Source organism: Streptomyces aidingensis, from assembly GCF_900112355.1.
Lineage (GTDB): Bacteria > Actinomycetota > Actinomycetes > Streptomycetales > Streptomycetaceae > Streptomyces > Streptomyces aidingensis.
Genome location: NZ_FOLM01000001.1, coordinates 905,945 through 923,153, shown reverse-complemented (window position 1 = coordinate 923,153; position 17,209 = coordinate 905,945). Strand labels below are relative to the sequence as shown.

The 17,209-nt window shown below is 73.7% G+C and carries 15 protein-coding genes; 8 read left to right on the top strand and 7 right to left on the bottom strand.

What is annotated here, in order from left to right; translation table 11 throughout:
* Positions 1-69 precede the first annotated feature (69 nt).
* A complete protein-coding gene (locus BM242_RS04030; RefSeq protein ID WP_093837154.1) occupies positions 70-747 on the top strand; it encodes a zinc ribbon domain-containing protein in 678 nt (225 codons plus the stop codon).
* A 196-nt stretch (positions 748-943) separates the two neighbouring features.
* Here BM242_RS04030 and BM242_RS04025 read toward each other — a convergent pair whose 3' ends face one another.
* Positions 944-2,317, bottom strand: a complete 1,374-nt coding sequence (locus tag BM242_RS04025; protein ID WP_093837153.1) for a family 4 glycosyl hydrolase — start codon at positions 2,315-2,317, stop codon at positions 944-946.
* 185 nt (positions 2,318-2,502) lie between these two features.
* Here BM242_RS04025 and BM242_RS04020 point away from each other — a divergent pair, with 185 nt between their 5' ends.
* The 6 genes from BM242_RS04020 (at position 2,503) to era (ending at position 8,351) form a co-directional block, all read left to right on the top strand.
* On the top strand, positions 2,503-3,855 hold the full coding sequence (locus tag BM242_RS04020) for a carbohydrate kinase family protein (RefSeq protein WP_093837152.1): 1,353 nt from the start codon (positions 2,503-2,505) through the stop codon (positions 3,853-3,855).
* Between the two features lie 92 nt (positions 3,856-3,947).
* The gene (locus BM242_RS04015) at positions 3,948-5,045 is read left to right on the top strand and encodes a PhoH family protein (protein ID WP_093837151.1); all 1,098 of its coding nucleotides are present in this window, start codon (positions 3,948-3,950) and stop codon (positions 5,043-5,045) included.
* 35 nt (positions 5,046-5,080) lie between these two features.
* The gene (gene ybeY, locus BM242_RS04010) at positions 5,081-5,578 is read left to right on the top strand and encodes an rRNA maturation RNase YbeY (RefSeq protein WP_093837150.1); all 498 of its coding nucleotides are present in this window, start codon (positions 5,081-5,083) and stop codon (positions 5,576-5,578) included.
* A 23-nt stretch (positions 5,579-5,601) separates the two neighbouring features.
* Entirely contained in the window at positions 5,602-6,999 is a 1,398-nt protein-coding gene (locus BM242_RS04005) for a hemolysin family protein (RefSeq protein WP_093837149.1), read from the top strand.
* 33 nt (positions 7,000-7,032) lie between these two features.
* On the top strand, positions 7,033-7,383 hold the full coding sequence (locus tag BM242_RS04000) for a cytidine deaminase (protein ID WP_093837148.1): 351 nt from the start codon (positions 7,033-7,035) through the stop codon (positions 7,381-7,383).
* A gap of 44 nt (positions 7,384-7,427) precedes the next feature.
* Positions 7,428-8,351 carry a GTPase Era gene (gene era, locus BM242_RS03995; protein WP_093837147.1) on the top strand — a complete coding sequence of 308 codons (924 nt, stop codon included), beginning with the start codon at positions 7,428-7,430 and terminating at the stop codon, positions 8,349-8,351.
* Here era and BM242_RS03990 read toward each other — a convergent pair.
* Complete coding sequence (locus tag BM242_RS03990; protein WP_175541239.1) at positions 8,293-8,580, bottom strand: hypothetical protein; 288 nt, start codon at positions 8,578-8,580, stop codon at positions 8,293-8,295. The two genes, era and BM242_RS03990, sit on opposite strands and share 59 nt — an antisense overlap.
* 333 nt (positions 8,581-8,913) lie before the next feature.
* On the opposite strand from BM242_RS03990, the gene BM242_RS03985 reads away from it, so the two are divergent.
* Complete coding sequence (locus tag BM242_RS03985) at positions 8,914-9,888, top strand: helix-turn-helix domain-containing protein (protein WP_093837146.1); 975 nt, start codon at positions 8,914-8,916, stop codon at positions 9,886-9,888.
* 42 nt (positions 9,889-9,930) lie between these two features.
* Here the strand turns inward: BM242_RS03985 and BM242_RS03980 are convergent, their stop codons facing one another.
* The 5 genes from BM242_RS03980 to BM242_RS29985 all read right to left on the bottom strand — a co-directional run bounded on the left by BM242_RS03980 (position 9,931) and on the right by BM242_RS29985 (position 17,156).
* Entirely contained in the window at positions 9,931-10,839 is a 909-nt protein-coding gene (locus BM242_RS03980; RefSeq protein ID WP_093837145.1) for a ribonuclease Z, read from the bottom strand.
* A 5-nt stretch (positions 10,840-10,844) separates the two neighbouring features.
* Positions 10,845-11,204, bottom strand: a complete 360-nt coding sequence (locus BM242_RS03975; RefSeq protein WP_093837144.1) for a histidine triad nucleotide-binding protein — start codon at positions 11,202-11,204, stop codon at positions 10,845-10,847.
* A gap of 207 nt (positions 11,205-11,411) precedes the next feature.
* A complete protein-coding gene (locus BM242_RS03970) occupies positions 11,412-12,314 on the bottom strand; it encodes a poly(ethylene terephthalate) hydrolase family protein (protein ID WP_093837143.1) in 903 nt (300 codons plus the stop codon).
* A 263-nt stretch (positions 12,315-12,577) separates the two neighbouring features.
* Positions 12,578-13,483, bottom strand: a complete 906-nt coding sequence (locus BM242_RS03965) for an alpha/beta hydrolase family protein (protein ID WP_093837142.1) — start codon at positions 13,481-13,483, stop codon at positions 12,578-12,580.
* Between the two features lie 208 nt (positions 13,484-13,691).
* A complete protein-coding gene (locus BM242_RS29985) occupies positions 13,692-17,156 on the bottom strand; it encodes a S41 family peptidase (RefSeq protein WP_483883319.1) in 3,465 nt (1,154 codons plus the stop codon).
* Positions 17,157-17,209 lie beyond the last annotated feature (53 nt).

Below are 17,209 nucleotides of genomic sequence, written 5' to 3'. Positions count from 1 at the left end.
GCCGGCCGGGTGATGTGGCTAACATCACTTCCTCACGGCACGGTTGCCGGACAGTGACGGAGGTACGGCGTGGTGCACTCCCGGGGCTCCAGCAGCGGCGGCCGGCGGCCTCGGCCGGTGGGCGTCCGCACGGCATGGCGCGTGGTGGCCGACGGAGAATTCTTCTGCCCGGACTGCGGCGGTGACCGCTGCTATCAGCAGTTGTCCGGGCGGCGCAGGCTGCGCGTGGTGGGCGTGCCGGTGCTGCCGCGCGGCGAGGCGGAGCCGGTGGTGGAGTGCTCGTACTGCCATGGACGTTTCCCGCTGTCCGCCCTGGACGTGCCGACCACCACCCGGCTGACCGCGCTGCTGCGGGACGCGGTGCACACGGTGGCCATCGCGGTACTGGCGGCCGGCGGCGCCGAGCGGCGCGCGGTGCGGGAGGCCGCGGTGGACGAGGTGCGGGCGGCGGGCTTCGCCGACTGCACCGAGGAGCGGCTGCTGACCCTGCTGGCCGCGCTGACCTCCGAGGGGCAGGCCGCGATCGCCATGGAGCTGCGGGTCGCGCTGCACGCGCTCACCCCGCAGCTCTCGGCGGGCGGACGCGAGGGGCTGCTGCTGCGCGGCGCCCGGATCGCGCTGGCGGACGGCCCCTATGGCGCCGCGGAGAGCGAGATGCTGGCCGTCACCGGCGCCGCGCTGGGGCTGGCGCCGACCGACACCGAACGCCTTCTCACCGCCGCCCGCGCCGGCAGTTCCAACCGCTGACCCGCCTGCGAGGGAACCCGCGGACCGCCCGCACCGCGGCGGCGTCCCCAACGGCCCGCACAACGCGCCCCGCGGCCCGCACCGCCGCGGCCGGACCGCCCGGCCTGCCCGGGCCTCGCGACCCACGCGACCCGGCGGCCCCTCCCGCAACGAGCGCTCCCGGGCAACCCGCGGGACGGCCCCCGCGGGACGCGGGTCAGCGGCCCGCGGCGCGGGCGAGGAGGCGGGCGGCCACGGCCGGGGAGTCGATCAGCGGGTGCAGTGCCAGCGCGCGCCACGCCGCGTCCTCGGAGCCGGTGAGCGCCGCCTCGATGGTGGCCCGCTCCGCGGCCTTCACCAGCAGCATCAGGCCGAGCTCGGCCGGCCCCGGCTCCAGGCAGGCCACCGGGTGCGCGCCCTGGGCGCCCACCTCGCAGACCGTCTCGATGATCGCGCCGTCCGGCAGCGCCGTGACCGTCCCGGCGTTGCGCACATTGAGGATCATCCGGACCCGGTGGTCGTTGTGGATGGCGCGCATCGTGGCCAGCGCCACCCCTTCGTAGCCGCCCTCGTCCAGGTCCTCGGCGTCCCGCTGCCAGCCGCCGGTGGCCTCTCTGGCCTCCGCGAGATAGGTCTCGTCCCGCTCCCGCCGGGCGGCCTGCCACAGCTCGTACGCCCGGGCCGGCGGCTCGGCCGCCGCCCGGGCGAAGAACTGCGACTGCTGCCGGTCCAGGAACTCGCCCCGGGTCTCGGTCGCCTCCCACTCCTTCTCCAGCGACTCCCGGCGGAAGTAGTAGTAGTACAGATACTCGTTGGGGATCGCGCCCAGCGCCCGCAGCCATTCGGCGCCGAACAGCCGGCCCTCCTCGAAGGATCCGAGCGCGTCGGAGTCGGCCAGCAGGTCCGGCAGCACGTCCCGCCCGTCGTGGACCAGGGTGCGCAGCCAGCCGAGGTGGTTCAGGCCCAGGTAGTCGTAGCCGAGTGCGGGCGCGGCCGGGTCCAGGCCGGCGGCCCGGGCGGCCCGGCGCACCAGGCCCACCGGGGAGTCGCAGATCCCGATCACCCGGTGTCCCAGCACCGTGGCCATGGCCTCGGTGACCATGCCGGCCGGATTGGTCGCGTTGATCACCCAGGCCCGCGGGGCCAGCTCCCGCACCCGGCGGGCCAGCCGCACCGCCACCGGGACCGTGCGCAGGCCGTAGAGCACGCCGCCGGCGCCGGCCGTCTCCTGGCCGAGCACGCCCTCGGCGACCGCCAGCCGCTCGTCCCGGGCGCGGGCCCGGGTGCCGCCGACCCGGATCGCGCAGAAGACGAAGTCGGCGTCGCGCAGCGCCTCGTCCTGATCGGCGGCCACCCGCACCGCCGGGCCCTCGCCCGGGCCGCCCGGGCCGCCCGGGCCGCCGGTGTCGCGCAGACCGCGCAGCACCGCCGCGATCACCTCGGCCCGCGCCGGATCGGCGTCATAGAGCACGATGTCGGAAAAAAGCCGGGAAAAGGGCGGTCCGCCGCCTTCCGCGCCGCCGTCTGTCAGCAGGGCCCGGTATACCAGGGGGACACGAAAGCCGCCGCCGCCGATGATCGATAGCCTCACGCAAGGGAACGTACCGTAGATAACGGTCACATCGGTCGGGCGGCGGCGGATCCGAGCCGCCCAATCTCACGACTGACGACCGGGAGCAGACGGTGGACACCAGCACAGACCCCTCACCTTCCTCAGTTCCTTCAGTTCCTTCAGTTCCTTCGGTTCCTTCATCGGTTCCTTCGCCCCCCTCGGCCATGGGCAAGGCCGCGCGGCGGCTGCCGCTGGAGGTGCCGGTGCGGGCGGTGCGGCCGTCGGGCGGGCGGCAGGAGCCGGCCGCCGAGCGGCCCGCGGCCTCCCCCGGCGGCACCCGGCCGCACCGGCCGGTCGATCCGCTGGGCGGGCTGCGCCACCCAGGCGATCCGCCCTGCGACGTCTTCCTCACCGGCACGGTCTTCCTGGACATCGTCTTCACCGGGCTGGACGCCGCTCCGGTGCGCGGCACCGAGAACTGGGCGCGCGGCATGGGCTCCAGCCCCGGCGGCATCGCCAACATGGCCACCGCCCTGGCCCGGCTGGGCCTGCGCACCTCGCTGGCCGCCGCGTTCGGGGACGACAAGTACGGCGAGTACTGCTGGGAGACGCTGGAGCGCGGCGAGGGCATCGACCTGTCGCACTCGCGCACCATTCCCGGCTGGCACTCCCCGGTCACCGTCTCGCTCGCCTACGAGGGCGAACGCACCATGATCACGCATGGCCATGCCGCGCCGACGCCCGATCCCGGCTCCCCCGCTCCGGGAACCACCCCGCGCTCCCGCTCCTGTGTGGTCTCGCTGACGCCGGACCGGGACCAGGAGTGGATCGTCCCGGCCGCCCGCGCGGGCAGCCGGCTGTTCGCCACCGTGGGCTGGGACGACACCGGCCGCTGGGATCTGGCGGCGCTGCCCGGGCTGGCGCACTGCGAGGCGTTTCTGCCGAACGCCGCCGAGGCCATGCGCTACACCGGCGCGGACACCCCGCTGGCCGCCGCCCGGCGGCTGGCCGAGCGGGTGCCGGTGGCCGTGGTGACCATGGGCGAGGACGGCGCCTGCGCGGCCGACGGCCGGAGCGGGGAGACGGCCTCCGTGCCGGCGATACCGGTGGACGCGCTGGACACCACCGGCGCCGGGGACGTCTTCATCGCCGGCTTCGTCACCGCCACGCTGGCCGGCTGGCCGCTGCCGGACCGGCTGGCGTTCGCCGGGCTGACCGCCGCGCTGTCGGTGCAGGAGTTCGGCGGCTCGCTGTCCGCCCCCGGATGGGCCCAGATCGCCGCCTGGTGGGCCCGTGCCCGGGGCGCGGCCCAAGGGGCCCGAAGCCGCTCCGTGCCCCCCGCACTGGCCCGCTACGCCTTTCTGGACCGGTTGCTGCCGGGCTGCGCCGAGCCGGCCGGGGCCGGCCGCTGGACGGCTTCCTGCGCCCCGCTGCCCCGCGCCATTCCCACCCTCGGCTTCCCCCTGCTGGACAACGGCCCCCGGCCGGCCGGGCCGGACGGCGGGGGCCGCCGGGACTCGCGGGCGTCGCGGGGGTCGCGGGGGTCGCGGAGGGCCAGGGGGGATGACTTGGGGTAATTGCCTAGGGCGTTGTCGGCCCGGCGTCGTAGGCTGGACTTCTCCGGCCCCCGAGTTCCAGAGAGGGATGAAGAGGTCCCCCGGGACCGCCCATGACCCACACACCCACTCAGCAGGCAGCGGCTCCCGCCGAAGAGGCGGCCACAGCCCGGTTCACCGTGCCGGCCAACCACCCCATGGTGACGGTCCTCGGATCCGGCGACGCCCTGCTGCGCGTCATCGAAACGTCCTTCCCCGGCGTGGACATCCACGTCCGCGGCAATGAGATCCGCGCCACCGGTGAGCCCGGCGAGGTGGCCCTGGTCCAGCGGCTGTTCGACGAGATGATGCTGGTGCTCCGCACCGGTCAGCCGATGACCGAGGACGCCGTCGAGCGGTCCATCGCCATGCTGCGCAGCAGCGGCGAGGGCCCCGGCGCCAGCCCGGCGGAGGTGCTCACCCAGAACATCCTGTCCAACCGCGGCCGGACGATCCGTCCCAAGACGCTGAACCAGAAGCGCTATGTCGATGCCATCGACAGGCACACCGTGGTGTTCGGCATCGGGCCGGCCGGTACCGGCAAGACCTATCTGGCCATGGCCAAGGCGGTGCAGTATCTGCAGTCCAAGCAGGTCAACCGGATCATTCTGACCCGTCCCGCGGTGGAGGCGGGCGAGCGGCTCGGCTTTCTGCCCGGCACGCTCTACGAGAAGATCGATCCGTATCTGCGCCCGCTCTACGACGCCCTGCACGACATGATCGACCCCGATTCCATCCCAAGGCTGATGGCGGCGGGCACGATCGAGGTGGCGCCGCTGGCCTATATGCGCGGACGTACGCTCAATGACGCCTTCATCATTCTGGATGAAGCGCAGAACACCAATCCCGAGCAGATGAAGATGTTCCTCACCCGGCTCGGCTTCGATTCCAAGATCGTGATCACCGGCGATGTCACCCAGGTCGATCTGCCCGGCGGCACCAGGAGCGGGCTGCGTCAGGTGCAGGAGATCCTGCACGGCGTGGAGGATGTGCACTTCTCCCTGCTCAGCAGCAGCGACGTGGTCCGGCACAAGCTGGTCGGCCGTATCGTGGACGCCTACGACCGGTACGACCGCAGCACCGGCACCGATCACGGGGCCCTGCACCGGACCGCCGGCCGACCGCCGGCCGACCGGCCGCGGGACGGCGGACGGCGCCGCGGCGGAGAGTGACCGCGCCGACCCCGCCCACGAGGACTGACTGCCGCATGGCCATCGAAGTGAACAACGAGTCGGGCCAGGACTTCGACGAGCCCGCCGTGCTCGACATCGCGCGCTACGCCCTGGCCCGGATGCGCATCCATCCGCTGTCGGAGCTGTCGGTCATCGCCGTCGACGCGGCGGCGATGGCCCAGCTCCATGTGCAGTGGATGGATCTCCCCGGCCCCACGGACGTGATGTCCTTCCCCATGGACGAGCTGCGCCCGCCCGCCCGGGACGACGAGGAGCCGCCGCCCGGCCTGCTGGGCGACATCGTGCTGTGCCCCGAGGTCGCCGCCCGGCAGGGCGCCGACGCGCCCACCCGGCACTCCATGGACGACGAACTCCAGTTGCTCACCGTGCACGGGGTGCTGCATCTGCTGGGCTACGACCACGAGGACCCGGGCGAGCGCGCCGAGATGTTCGGCCTCCAGAAGGCCATCGTGGACGGCTGGCGCGCCGAACGCGGGCGCACCGGCCCCTCGCCCGCCCCCACCATGAGCTGAGCCGAGGAGCTGACCGGCGGACCATGAACGGCTCCCTTCTCACCGCGGTCGCCGCGCTGGTGTTCCTCGCCTGGCTGGCCGCCTGTGCCGAGGCCGCGCTGGGCCGGATCTCCGTCTACCGGGCGGACGAGGCGGTCCGGGCGGGCCGCCGCGGCGCCGCCCGGCTGGCCGTGGTGGCCCAGGACCCGACGCGCTATCTCAATCTGGCGCTGCTGCTGCGGGTGGCCGGCGAGACGGCCGCGGCCGTCCTGGTCACCTACGCCTGCCTGGAGGCCATCGACTCCGGCTGGCAGGCGCTGGCCGTGGCCTTCGCGGTGATGCTGCTGATCTCCTTCGTGGCCGTCGGGGTCTCGCCGCGCACCATCGGCCGCCAGCATCCGGAGGTCACCTCCACCGCCGCCGCCCATGTGCTGATCCCGCTGGCCCGGGTGCTGGCGCCGCTCACCCAGTCACTGATCCTGCTGGGCAACGCGCTGACCCCGGGCAAGGGCTTCCGTCAGGGCCCGTTCGACTCCGAGGCCGAGCTGCGGGCCATGGTGGACCTGGCCCAGCGGGACCAGTTGATCGAGGACGCCGAACGCCGGATGGTGCACTCGGTCTTCGAGCTGGGCGACACCATGGTCCGCGAGGTGATGGTGCCGCGCACCGATCTGATCACCATCGGCCGGGACAAGACCATCCGGGCGGCGCTCAACCTGGCGCTGCGCTCGGGCTTCTCCCGCATCCCGGTCACCGGCGAGAACGACGACGACATCGTCGGGATCGTCTATCTCAAGGACCTGGCCCGCAAGACGCACATCAGCCGGGAGGCGGAGGGCGAGCGGGTGGCCGACGCCATGCGCCCGGCGTCCTTTGTGCCGGACACCAAGAACGCCGGCGACCTGCTGCGGGAGATGCAGCGCGACCGCATCCACGCGGCCGTGGTGATCGACGAGTACGGCGGCACCGCCGGGCTGATCACCATCGAGGACATCCTGGAGGAGATCGTCGGCGAGATCACCGACGAGTACGACCAGGAGCTGCCGCCCGCCGAGCCGCTGGGCGAGGACCGCTACCGGGTCACCGCCCGGCTCTCCCTGGACGATCTGGGCGAGCTGTACTCCGTGCAGCTCGTCGACCAGGATGTGGAGACGGTCGGCGGGCTGCTGGCCAAGGAGCTGGGCCGGGTGCCGATCGCCGGGGCGGTGGCCGAGGTGGAGCTGACCGGGGAGCGGGCCGAGCGGCGCTATGGCACCGATCCGCGTCTGGTGGCGCTGCGGCTCACCGCCGAGCCGCCGTCCGGCCGCCGGAACAAGATCGTCACCGTGCTGGTGGAGCCGGTGCGCCGCGAGCCCGGGCCGGACGAGGAGGAGACCGGCGCCGCCCGGGAGGACGCCCGGGGCCACGGCCCGCCGGACGGCGGCGGCCATCCGGACGCCTGACCGCCGGATCTCCCGAGCGTCTACGCTCCTGCCATGACCGACGCACTCGCCATGGATCCCGAGAACCGCAAGATCATCACCCTGGCGCGCAGCGCCCGGGCCCGCAACGGTGTGCCCGAGGGCGCCGCGGTGCGCGACGAGACCGGCCGCACCTATGTGGCCGGCACCGTCGCCCTGCCGTCGCTGGAGCTGAGCGCGCTGCGCACCGCCGTGGCCATGGCGGTGGCCAGCGGCGCCCGCTCGCTGGAGGCGGCGGCCGTGGTCTCGGCCGCGGAGACGGTTCCGGAGGCCGACCGGTCGGCGGTCCGCGATCTCGGCGGCGCCGGCACGCCCGTGCTGCTGGCCGCCCCGGACGGCACGCTGCGCACCACCGTCCCCGCCTGAGCCGGACGGCCGGAGCATCCCCGCGGATCGGGGAGAATGGCCGGATGACCGAACCAGCCCACCGCTCCGGCTTCGCCTGCTTCGTCGGCCGCCCCAACGCGGGCAAGTCCACCCTGACCAACGCGCTGGTGGGCACCAAGGTGGCGATCACCTCCAACCGGCCGCAGACCACCCGGCACACGGTGCGCGGCATCGTGCACCGCCCGGACGCCCAGCTCGTGCTGGTGGACACCCCCGGCCTGCACAAGCCGCGCACCCTGCTCGGCCAGCGGCTGAACGACGTGGTGCGCACCACCTGGGCGGAGGTGGACGTGATCGGCTTCTGCCTGCCCGCCGACCAGCGGACCGGCCCGGGCGACCGGTTCATCGCCCAGGAGCTGGCCCATATCAAGCGCACCCCCAAGGTGGCCGTGGTCACCAAGACGGACCTGGTGGACGCCCGCACCCTGGCCGAGCGCCTGGTGGCGGTGGAGGCGCTGGGCCGGGAGCTGGGCATCGAATGGGCCGAGATCGTCCCGGTCTCGGCCACCGAGGGCCGCCAGGTCGGTCTGCTGGCCGAGCTGCTGGTCCCGCTGCTCCCCGAGGGCCCGCCGCTCTATCCGGAGGGCGAGCTGACGGACGAGCCGGAGCAGGTGATGGTGGCCGAGCTGATCCGGGAGGCCGCCCTGGAGGGTGTGCGGGACGAACTGCCGCACTCCATCGCGGTGGTGGTGGAGGAGATGCTGCCCCGCGAGGACCGCCCGGCGGACCGGCCGCTGCTGGACATCCACGCCTACATCTACATCGAGCGCCCCAGCCAGAAGGGCATCGTGATCGGCCCCAAGGGCAGGCGCCTGAAGGAGGTCGGCACCACCTCCCGCCGCCATATCGAGGCCCTGCTCGGCACCCCGGTCTACCTGGACCTGCATGTCAAGGTCGCCAAGGACTGGCAGCGCGACCCCAGACAGCTTCGCCGCCTCGGCTTCTGACGTCCGCGGCGGCCCGGCTGCGCTGATTGACCAGGGCGAGTTCGACGCGCAGGGAGCCGTGCCGGCCCAGCACCACCACGCGGCCCGGATCGGCCTCCCATTCCCGGCCGCCGTCCACCGGCCGCAGCCGCACCCGGCGCTCGCCGAGGTCCACGACCTCACCGAGCCGGTCGCGTGCGGTGTCCCGCACCACCAGCCCCACCGTCAGCCCGGGCGCCTGTTCGTTCACGGCCCCACCCGCCGCCGGCCCGCCGGTCGGGGCGGGGGCGTGGCTCTGTGCCCGGCGGCGGCCGGCTCACCGCCCTGCGGCCCCGGTCGTCCCTCGCGTCCCGCGGGGCCGGGGGCCGGCCGCCGCTTCGCACGCCCCCACACCCGGGCAGTGCTGTTGGCCATTCAGGTGCTCCTCACCGAGGTCGGCTCCATCTCCCGGCCCGCCAACCGGCACCGGGGTGCGTGTGCTTGCCCGACCATGCTGGAGTAACCGCCCGACTACCCGGGAGTTGATCTGCGTTGACCCTCCGTTGACTACCATGGAGCCCGGAGTCAACACACCGGGGTCACCATGAGTGAGCAGAGCTTCGCGGAGCTGTCCGCCAGGATGCTCGCGGAGAACGGCTATTCGCTGCGGGCCGCCGCCAGAGCCGTCCACTACGACGTCGCCTATCTCTCCCGGGTGCTGCGCGGAAAACAGCGGCCGTCGCGGAAGCTCGCGGAGGCGCTGGACCGGCTGGTGGGTGCCCAGGGCGCGCTGCTGGCCACGGTGCCCGGCGAGGAGGAGCAGGAACGGCTGGCGCGCAGCGCGGCCCGCCCGTCGCAGGTCGACGCCGCGACGGTGGAGGCGCTGGCCCGGGTGCTGGCGGCCTACCGGCGGCTGGACGACACGGCCCGCCCGGAGAGCCTGATCCCGGCGGTCATGGCCCAGATGCGGGAGGTCGTCGCCATGCTCAAGGAGGCCCGCGGCCGGCACCGCGCCCAGCTCGCCGCGGTGGCCTCCGAGTTCGTGCAGTTCGCGGGCTGGCTGCAGGCACAGACCCGGCAGGACGCCCGGGCGGTGGCGCTGCTGAACCAGGCCCTGGCGATCGCCGACGAGATCAGCAACGGCCTGCTGGCCGCCCAGGCGCTCAACTTCCGCGGCTACATCGCCCGGCAGCAGGAGTGCCCGCAGGGTGTCGCCCGCTGGTTCAGCGCCGCGGCGTTCACCCCGGGCACCCACCCGGCGCAGCGGCTCGCCGACATGCTCCAGGCCGCGGCCGGCATGGCCGCGATGGGCGAGACCGCCAATGCGCTGCGCCTGGTGGACCAGGCCGAGCTGCTGTCCGACGCGGCGGCCACGGTGCCGCTGCCGGAGGCCGCCTACTGGCTGACGCCCGCGTTCAACCGGCTCAACATGGGGCTGTGCACCCTGGAACTGGGCCGCCCCGACGAGGCGGTGGAGCACTTCGAGGCCGGGCTGGCCGGGCTGCCCGCCGAGCAGCGGGGCGCGGCCTGGACCGAGGAGCACAAGGCCGCCCTGGCCCAGGCCCGGCGGGCCCTGTGACGGGAAGCCGCCCGGCCGGCGTTTCCCGGGGCGGCGGCCCGGTCAGGCGCGGCGGGGCGGCACCGCGATGCGCTGGAGGTCCTCGGCGACGGTGAGGCTGCCCTCGTAACCGGCCGCCCGCGCCTCGCGGGCGAACTCCTCCGGCGCGTTGTAGCGCTGGCTGAAGTGGGTGAGCACCAGATGGCGGACGCCGGACTCGGCGGCCACCCGGCCCGCCTGGCCGGCGGTGAGATGGCCGTACTCGCGGGCCAGGGCGGCGTCCCGGTCCAGGAAGGTGGCCTCGATCACCAGCAGATCGCACCCCTCGGCCAGGGCGAAGACCGCGTCGCACAGCCGGGTGTCCATCACAAAGGCGAAGTGCTGGCCGGGCCGGGCCTCGCTCACCTCGGCGAGGGTCACCCCGCGCAGTTCGCCCTCGCGCTGGAGCCGGCCGATGTCGGGTCCGGTGATGGAGCGGGCGGCGAGCCGGTCCGGCAGCATGCGGCGGCCGTCCGGCTCGCTGAGCCGGTAGCCGAAGGCGTCGACCGGGTGGGACAGCCGCCGGGCGCCGAGCGTGTAGCTCCCGGTGACCGCCAGCGTGCCGTCCTCCCGCACCGGTTGCCGGCGCAGATCCGCCGCCTCCAGATAGGCGCTGGCGTAGCACAGCCGGTCGAAGTAGGGCTGCCCGGTGGCCGGATAGTGGGCGGTCACCGGATGCGGCACCCGGTCCAGGCTGATCCGCTGGACGACGCCCGGCAGGCCCAGGCAGTGGTCACCGTGGAAGTGGGTCAGGCAGATGCGGTGGATGCCGTGGGAGCTGACCCCGGCCCGGGCCATCTGCCGCTGGGTGCCCTCGCCGGGGTCGAACAGCAGGCCCTCGCCGTCCCAGCGGAGCAGATAGCCGTTGTGGTTGCGGTGCCGGGTGGGCACCTGGCTGGCCGTGCCGAGCACCACCAGTTCGCGGGCGGCCACGCGGCTCAGCCGGGCGGCCAGTTGAGGCCGCGACCGCCGAGCAGATGGGCGTGGGTGTGGAAGACGGTCTGCCCGGCGCCGGAGCCGGTGTTGAAGACGACCCGGTAGCCGGTCTCGCCGATCTTCTCCTCGGCGGCCACCGCGGCGGCGGTGGTCAGCAGATCGGCGGCCACGGCCGGTTCGGCGGCGGCCAGCGAACCGGCGTCCCGGTAGTGCCTGCGCGGCACGATCAGCACATGGGTGGGGGCCTGCGGATTGATGTCCCGGAAGGCGACGGTCGTCTCCGTCTCCCGCACGACGGTCGCCGGGACCTCGCCCGCCACGATCTTGCAGAACAGGCAGTCCGCCTGCGGTTCTCCAGCCATGCAGGGATGTTACCGGCTGGCCGCCGGTGCCCGGGCGCACCCGCGCCCCCGCGGCGTCGGACCGGCGGTGGGCCGGCCGGTCCGTGCCGCGGGGGCGGTCGGTGCCCCCGTCGCCGGCCGGTACATGCCGTACCGGCCGGCGCGGTGGGCGGATGGCTCAGCGGTTCAGCGGCTCAGCGGTTCGGCGGAGCCGGGCGGGGCGGGGCGTCAGTGCGGGCAGTTGCCGCGCACATCGGAGAAGTCGCTGAACCAGCCGTCGGAGGGCAGCGGGCAGAGGAACTGCTCGTAGCGGGTGTCCTCGTCCACGAACCGCTTCAGCCAGGCGATGGAGTACTTGGCGATCGCGGTGTTGTTGCTGTTCGGCGCGAAGTGCGAGGCGCCGTCCAGCTCCAGGTACATGCGGTCCGTACCGGACGACAGGCTGGTGTAGAAGGGGATGGCGTGCGAGGAGACCGAGGCGATGGAGTCGTTCTCCGCGCCGATGATCAGGGTCGGGGTGGTCACCTCGCCCCAGGTCTTGTCCAGGTTCCAGGGGGTCAGCGGGATCGCCGCCTTGAGCGAGGGCCGGTCGCTGGCGGCCTCCAGGCTGCCGCCGCCGCCCATGGAGTGGCCCATCACGGCCATCCGGCTGCCGTCCACCCGGCCGCGGACGCTGCTGGAGTTGCGCAGGTAGTCCACGGCGGCCAGCAACTGGTCACCGCGGGAGGCCGGCTGGTCCAGCGTGGAGTTGGTGTCGATGGTGAACACCACGAAGCCCTGCGAGGCCAGCCGGTGGCCCAGCCAGGACATGCTGGACTGGTAGGCGGTGAAGCCGGGGGCGATCACCACTCCGCCGAAGGTCTCCGAGGTGGTGGACGGGTAGTAGATGGTCCCGCCGCCGAAGCCGGAGACGAAGGAGGAGACCGAGGTGGTGGAGGTCGAGTAGGGACCGCGCAGCGCCTCGATGCTGGACTCGGTCGGGTCCGGACCGCGCCAGTAGTCCTGCGGGGCGGCCTGGGCGGCGGTGCTGAGCTGGGTGACGCCGACACCGCCGGCGGCCAGGGCCAGCGCGGTGACGAACGCCGCCAGACGGCGGCGGGGCTTTCGCTTGAGCTTGTGCTGCGGCTCCATGAGCAGTGCGCTCCCTTGGGGTGGGGGGTGACGGGAAACGAACACCGACATGTTCATGGCGTTACGGCGGAATGGGCATCGGCTAAATCACCGGTCACATACTGACCGGTCGGAACCCGCCGCTCCCGTGGAACGCCGGACGGCACCGGCGTGAAGCCGGTGCCGCCGGGGCGCGGGACAGCCGCCGCGCCGGTATACGATCCGGGCCGCCGTACGGGCAGGACGGCCGGATGCTGCCGGATGCCGCCGGATGCCGCCGCCCGTCAGTACGGGCAGGTGGCACGCACATCGGAGAACTCGCTCAGCCAGCCGTCGGAGGGCGGCGGGCAGAGGAACCGCGTGTAGCGGGTGTCCTCGTCGACCCACCGCTTCAGCCAGGCGATGGAGTACTTGGCGATCTCCGTGTTGTTCATGTTGGGCGCGAAGTGCGAGGCGCCGGACAGCTCCAGATACATCTTCTCGGTGGAGGACGGCAGTCCGGTGTAGAAGCGGGTGGCGTGCGAGGTGGGTGAGGCGATGAAGTCCGCCGAGGCGCCGATGATCAGGGTGGGCGTGCGCACCTCGCCCCAGGTCTTGTCCAGGTTCCAGGGGGTCAGCGGGATCCCGGCCTTCAGCGAGGGCCGGTCCGCGGTGGCCTCCAGCACCCCGCCGCCGCCCATGGAGTGGCCCATCACGGCCATCCGGTCACCGTCCACCCGGCCGCGGACGCTGCTGTCCTCGGCCAGATAGTCGGCCGCGGCCAGCAACTGGTCGCCGCGGGAGGCCGGCTGGTCCAGCCGGGTGTTGGTGTCGATGGTGAACACCACGAAGCCCTGCGAGGCCAGCCGGTGGCCCAGCCAGGACATGCTGGACTCCCCCGCGGTGAAGCCCGGGGCGATCACCACACCGCCAAAGGTCTCCGAGGTGCTGGACGGGTAGTAGATCGTGCCTCCGCCGAAGCCCCGGGCGGCCAGGGAGGAGACCGAGGTGGTGGAGGTCGGGTAGGGACCGCGCAGCGCCTCGATGCTGCGCTCGGTCGGGTCCGGACCGCGCCAGTGGTCCTGCGGGGCGGCCTGGGCGGCGGTGCTGAGCTGGGTGACGCCGACACCGCCGGCGGCCAGGGCCAGGACGGCGGTGAACGCCGCGAGACGGCGGCGGAGTCGGTTCTTGCGTCGGTGCTGCGGCTCCATGTGGGGGTGCGCTCCTTACGCGAGTGAGGGGACGACCGTGTCTCCGCGCCCGTGCGGCGCGGAGTGTCGTCATGCTCGCGTCAGCAGAGCGGCGCCCACATCCGTCAAATCGCCGGTCTTCCCCCCGGCACCGTCACCGGCGCACGACCGGCCCGGGGCACCGTGACGGCACCCCGGGCCGGGAGGACGGCGGCACCCGCCCGCGCCGCTACCCGGCGGCGCCGGGCAGCGGCGGCAGCTCCGGCGGCCGGGCCGCCGGGGTGCGCTCCAGCGCCTGGAGCGCCAGCCGCACCGCCTCGTCGAGCTGCGGATCACGCCCGGCCGCGTGGTCCTGCGGCGGGATTGGGACCTCGACATCCGGATCCACGCCGTGGTTCTCCACGCCCCACTCGAAGTTCCGCAGCCAGATGGCGTACTTGGGCTGGGTGACCAGAGTGCCGTCCACCAGCCGGTAGCGGGAGTCGATGCCGATGACGCCGCCCCAGGTGCGGGTGCCGACCACCGGTCCCAGCCCCAGGATCTTGATCGCCGCGGTCACCATGTCCCCGTCCGAACCGGCGTGTTCATTGGCGATCGCCACGATCGGGCCGCGCGGCGCGTCCATCGGATAGCTCACCGGGCGGGTGCTGTCCCGCACCACGTCCCAGCCCAGGATCTGGCGGGTCAGCTTCTCCAGCACGAGCTGGGAGGTGTGCCCGCCGCGGTTCTCCCGGACATCGACGATCAGGCCCTCCTTGGCCACCTCGGTGTGCAGATCGCGATGCAGCTGCGCCCAGCCGCTGCTGACCATGTCCGGCACATGCAGATAGCCCAGCCTGCCGCCGGAGAGCCGGGTCACCCGCTCCCGGCAGTCCCGCACCCAGGCGTGGTAGCGCAACTGCTCCTCGTCGTCCATCGGGACCACCACGGCATACCGGGGCCGGCCGCCGTCCGCCGGGGCGACGGTCAGCTCCACCGGCTTGTCCGCGGTGCCCGCCAGCAGCGGCGCCGGACCGGTCAGCGGATCGACCGGAACACCGTCCACCGCCACAATGGCGTCCCCGGGGCGGACCGCCACACCCGGCGCGGCGAGCGGGGAACGCGCCTGCGGATCGGAGGTCTCCGAGGGCAGGATGCGGTCCACCCGCCAGCGGCCGTCGGCGTGCCGGGAGATGTCCGCGCCCAGCAGGCCCTGGCGGCGGGCGGCCAGGCCGGGGCGGCCGGGCGGCACCACATAGGCGTGCGAGGTGCCCAGTTCGCCGTGCACCTCCCAGAGCAGATCGACCAGGTCGTCGTGGGTGGCGATCCGCTCCAGGACCGGGCGGTAGGTCTCCAGCACGCCGTCCCAGTCCACGCCGTTCATGTCCGGGCGCCAGTAGTTGTCCCGCATCAGGCGGCCGGTCTCTTCGTACATCTGGCGCCATTCGGCGGACGGGTCGACGGTGATCCGCACCCGGCTCAGATCCACCGTGACGGAGCGCTCGTCCTCCTCATCCATGGAGTCGGCGTCCGCGTCGGCGGGCACCAGGCGCAGGCCGCGGTGCTGCTCCAGCAGCACCTGCTTGCCGTCACCGGTGATCGCGTAGTCGTCGGCGTCGCCGGTGACGGTGGACTCGCGCAGCTTGTTGAGGTCGTAGCGGACCAGGGCGGTGGTGGGGCGGCTGTGGCCGGGGGCGCCGACCGAGCTGCCGAGTTCGCCGCTGACCGGGTGGTCCAGCCAGAGCACACCGCCGGCGTAGCTGCGCAGGCCGCTGAGGCGGCCGGCGTCGACCGGGAAGGGCACGATGCGGTCGGCCAGCCCCTCCAGATCCACCCGGGTCCTCGGCGCCTCGCCGTCCCTGTCCTTCCCCTTCCCCTTGTCCTGGGACTTCCCCTTGTCCTTGTCCTGGGACTTGTCCTTGTCCTGGGACTTGTCCTTCTCCTGCTCCGTCCCGCCGTCCCCCTGTTCCCGCGACTGCTCCCGCTCCGCGCTCTCGTTCTCGCCCTCGCCCTGCTGCCGGTGCTCGCCCGGGGTGTCCGCCGCGGTGGTCTCCCCCTCGGGCGAGGAGTCCTCCTTGGCGGCGGCGCCGCCCACCGGGCGGCCGTGCCGCTGCGGGCCGAACGGCGAGGGGGTGTCGGCCGCCAGGGTCAGCAGATACGGCCGGCAGGCAGCGGTGAAGGACAGGTCGAAGACATGCGCGTCGTACACCGGGTCGAAGGTGCGCTCGGAGAGAAAGGCGAGATGCTTGCCGTCCCGGGTGAACGCGGGCGAGAAGTCGCGGAAGCGCAGTGGAGTGGCCTCGGCGACACTGCGGTCCTCCAGATGCGCGATCTTCAACTGCCGCAGCGGTTCGATGCCCGCGTGCGACCAGGCCAGCCAGCGGGAATCCGGGGAGAAGACCAGCCCGTCGGCCTCGGCCGTCTCGCTGCGGTCCAGTTCGTGCACGGTGCCGTCGGAGAGCTCGATCAGGAGCACCCGCCCGTCGTGGCCGGCCACCGCGGCACGGCTGCCGTCCGGGGCGACCGCCAGGTCCAGTACCCGGCCCAGCCGCCCGGCGGCCAGCAGCCGGGGACCGGGCGCGTCCGGCTCCGGCGCGGCGGCCCGGAGGGCGAGCGCGTCGTCCCCCTCGGCGTCCGTCACCCACAGCACATGCTCGGCACCGTCGAGCCGGAACACCCGCGGCATCCGGGCCCGGACGCCCGGGGTGACGGACAGCGCGCGGGCCGGGCCCTCCCGGTGGGTGACCCAGTGCAGGGTGCCGCGGGCCTCCACCGCGCTGCCCCGCCCGGTGTGGTCCGGCACCGCCTCGCCCAGCCAGCGGGCGGCGCTGACCGGCCGGGGCTGCCGGGCGGTGCGCTGCCCGGCGAGCCGGATCTCCAGCTTCCGCGGCCCGGCGCCCTCCGCCAGGTCCTCCAGCAGCCACAGCTCGCCGCGGCAGGCGTACACGATCCGCTTGCCGTCGGTGGCGGCCTGGCGGGCGTAGCCGGCGTCCAGCGGGCCGTGCCGGCGCAGATCCGTGCCGTCGGGCAGGGAGGAGTAGACGGCCCCGGTGCCCTCGTGGTCGGAGAGGAAGGCGATCCGCTCCCCGACCCACATGGGCCACTCCAGATTGCCGTCGACCCCGGCGTGGACACGGACGAACTGCCCGTCGCCCTCCCGGTCGATCCACAGCTTGCCGGCGGTGCCGCCGCGGTAGCGCTTCCAGCGGGCACCGTCCCGGCCGCGGCTCTGGCCGGCGGAGACCAGCAGCACCGCGCCGTCCGGCCCGAAGGCCACCGAGCTCAGCGGGCCGTAGGGCAGCCGGCGGGCCGGGCCGCCGTCCACCGGCACGGCATGGGCCCAGGTGCGGCGGTCGGACGCCTGGCCGTGGGCGGTGATGGCCAGGATCTCCGGACCACCGCCCGCGGGGGTGCCCTCGCCCGGCGGCAGCCAGCCGCGGACGCCGGACTCGCCGTTGCCCCAGTGGGTGAGACGGCGGGACAGACCGCCGTCCAGCGGGGCCAGATGCACTTCCGGGGCACCGTCCCGGGTGGAGGTCCAGGCGACCTGGGTGCCGTCGGGCGATATGCGCGGAGTGCTGACGGGCGCGTGGTCGGCGCTGATCCGCCAGGCACGCCCGCCGTCCAGCGGGGCGGCCCAGACATCGTCCTCTGCGGTGAAGGTCATGACGTCGCCCCGCAGATGGGGGAAACGGAAATAGGCAGGTTGGCTCACCCTGGAACCCTAAGAGTCCGCTCCGACAGTGCGGAAGAGCACCCCGCCACCCT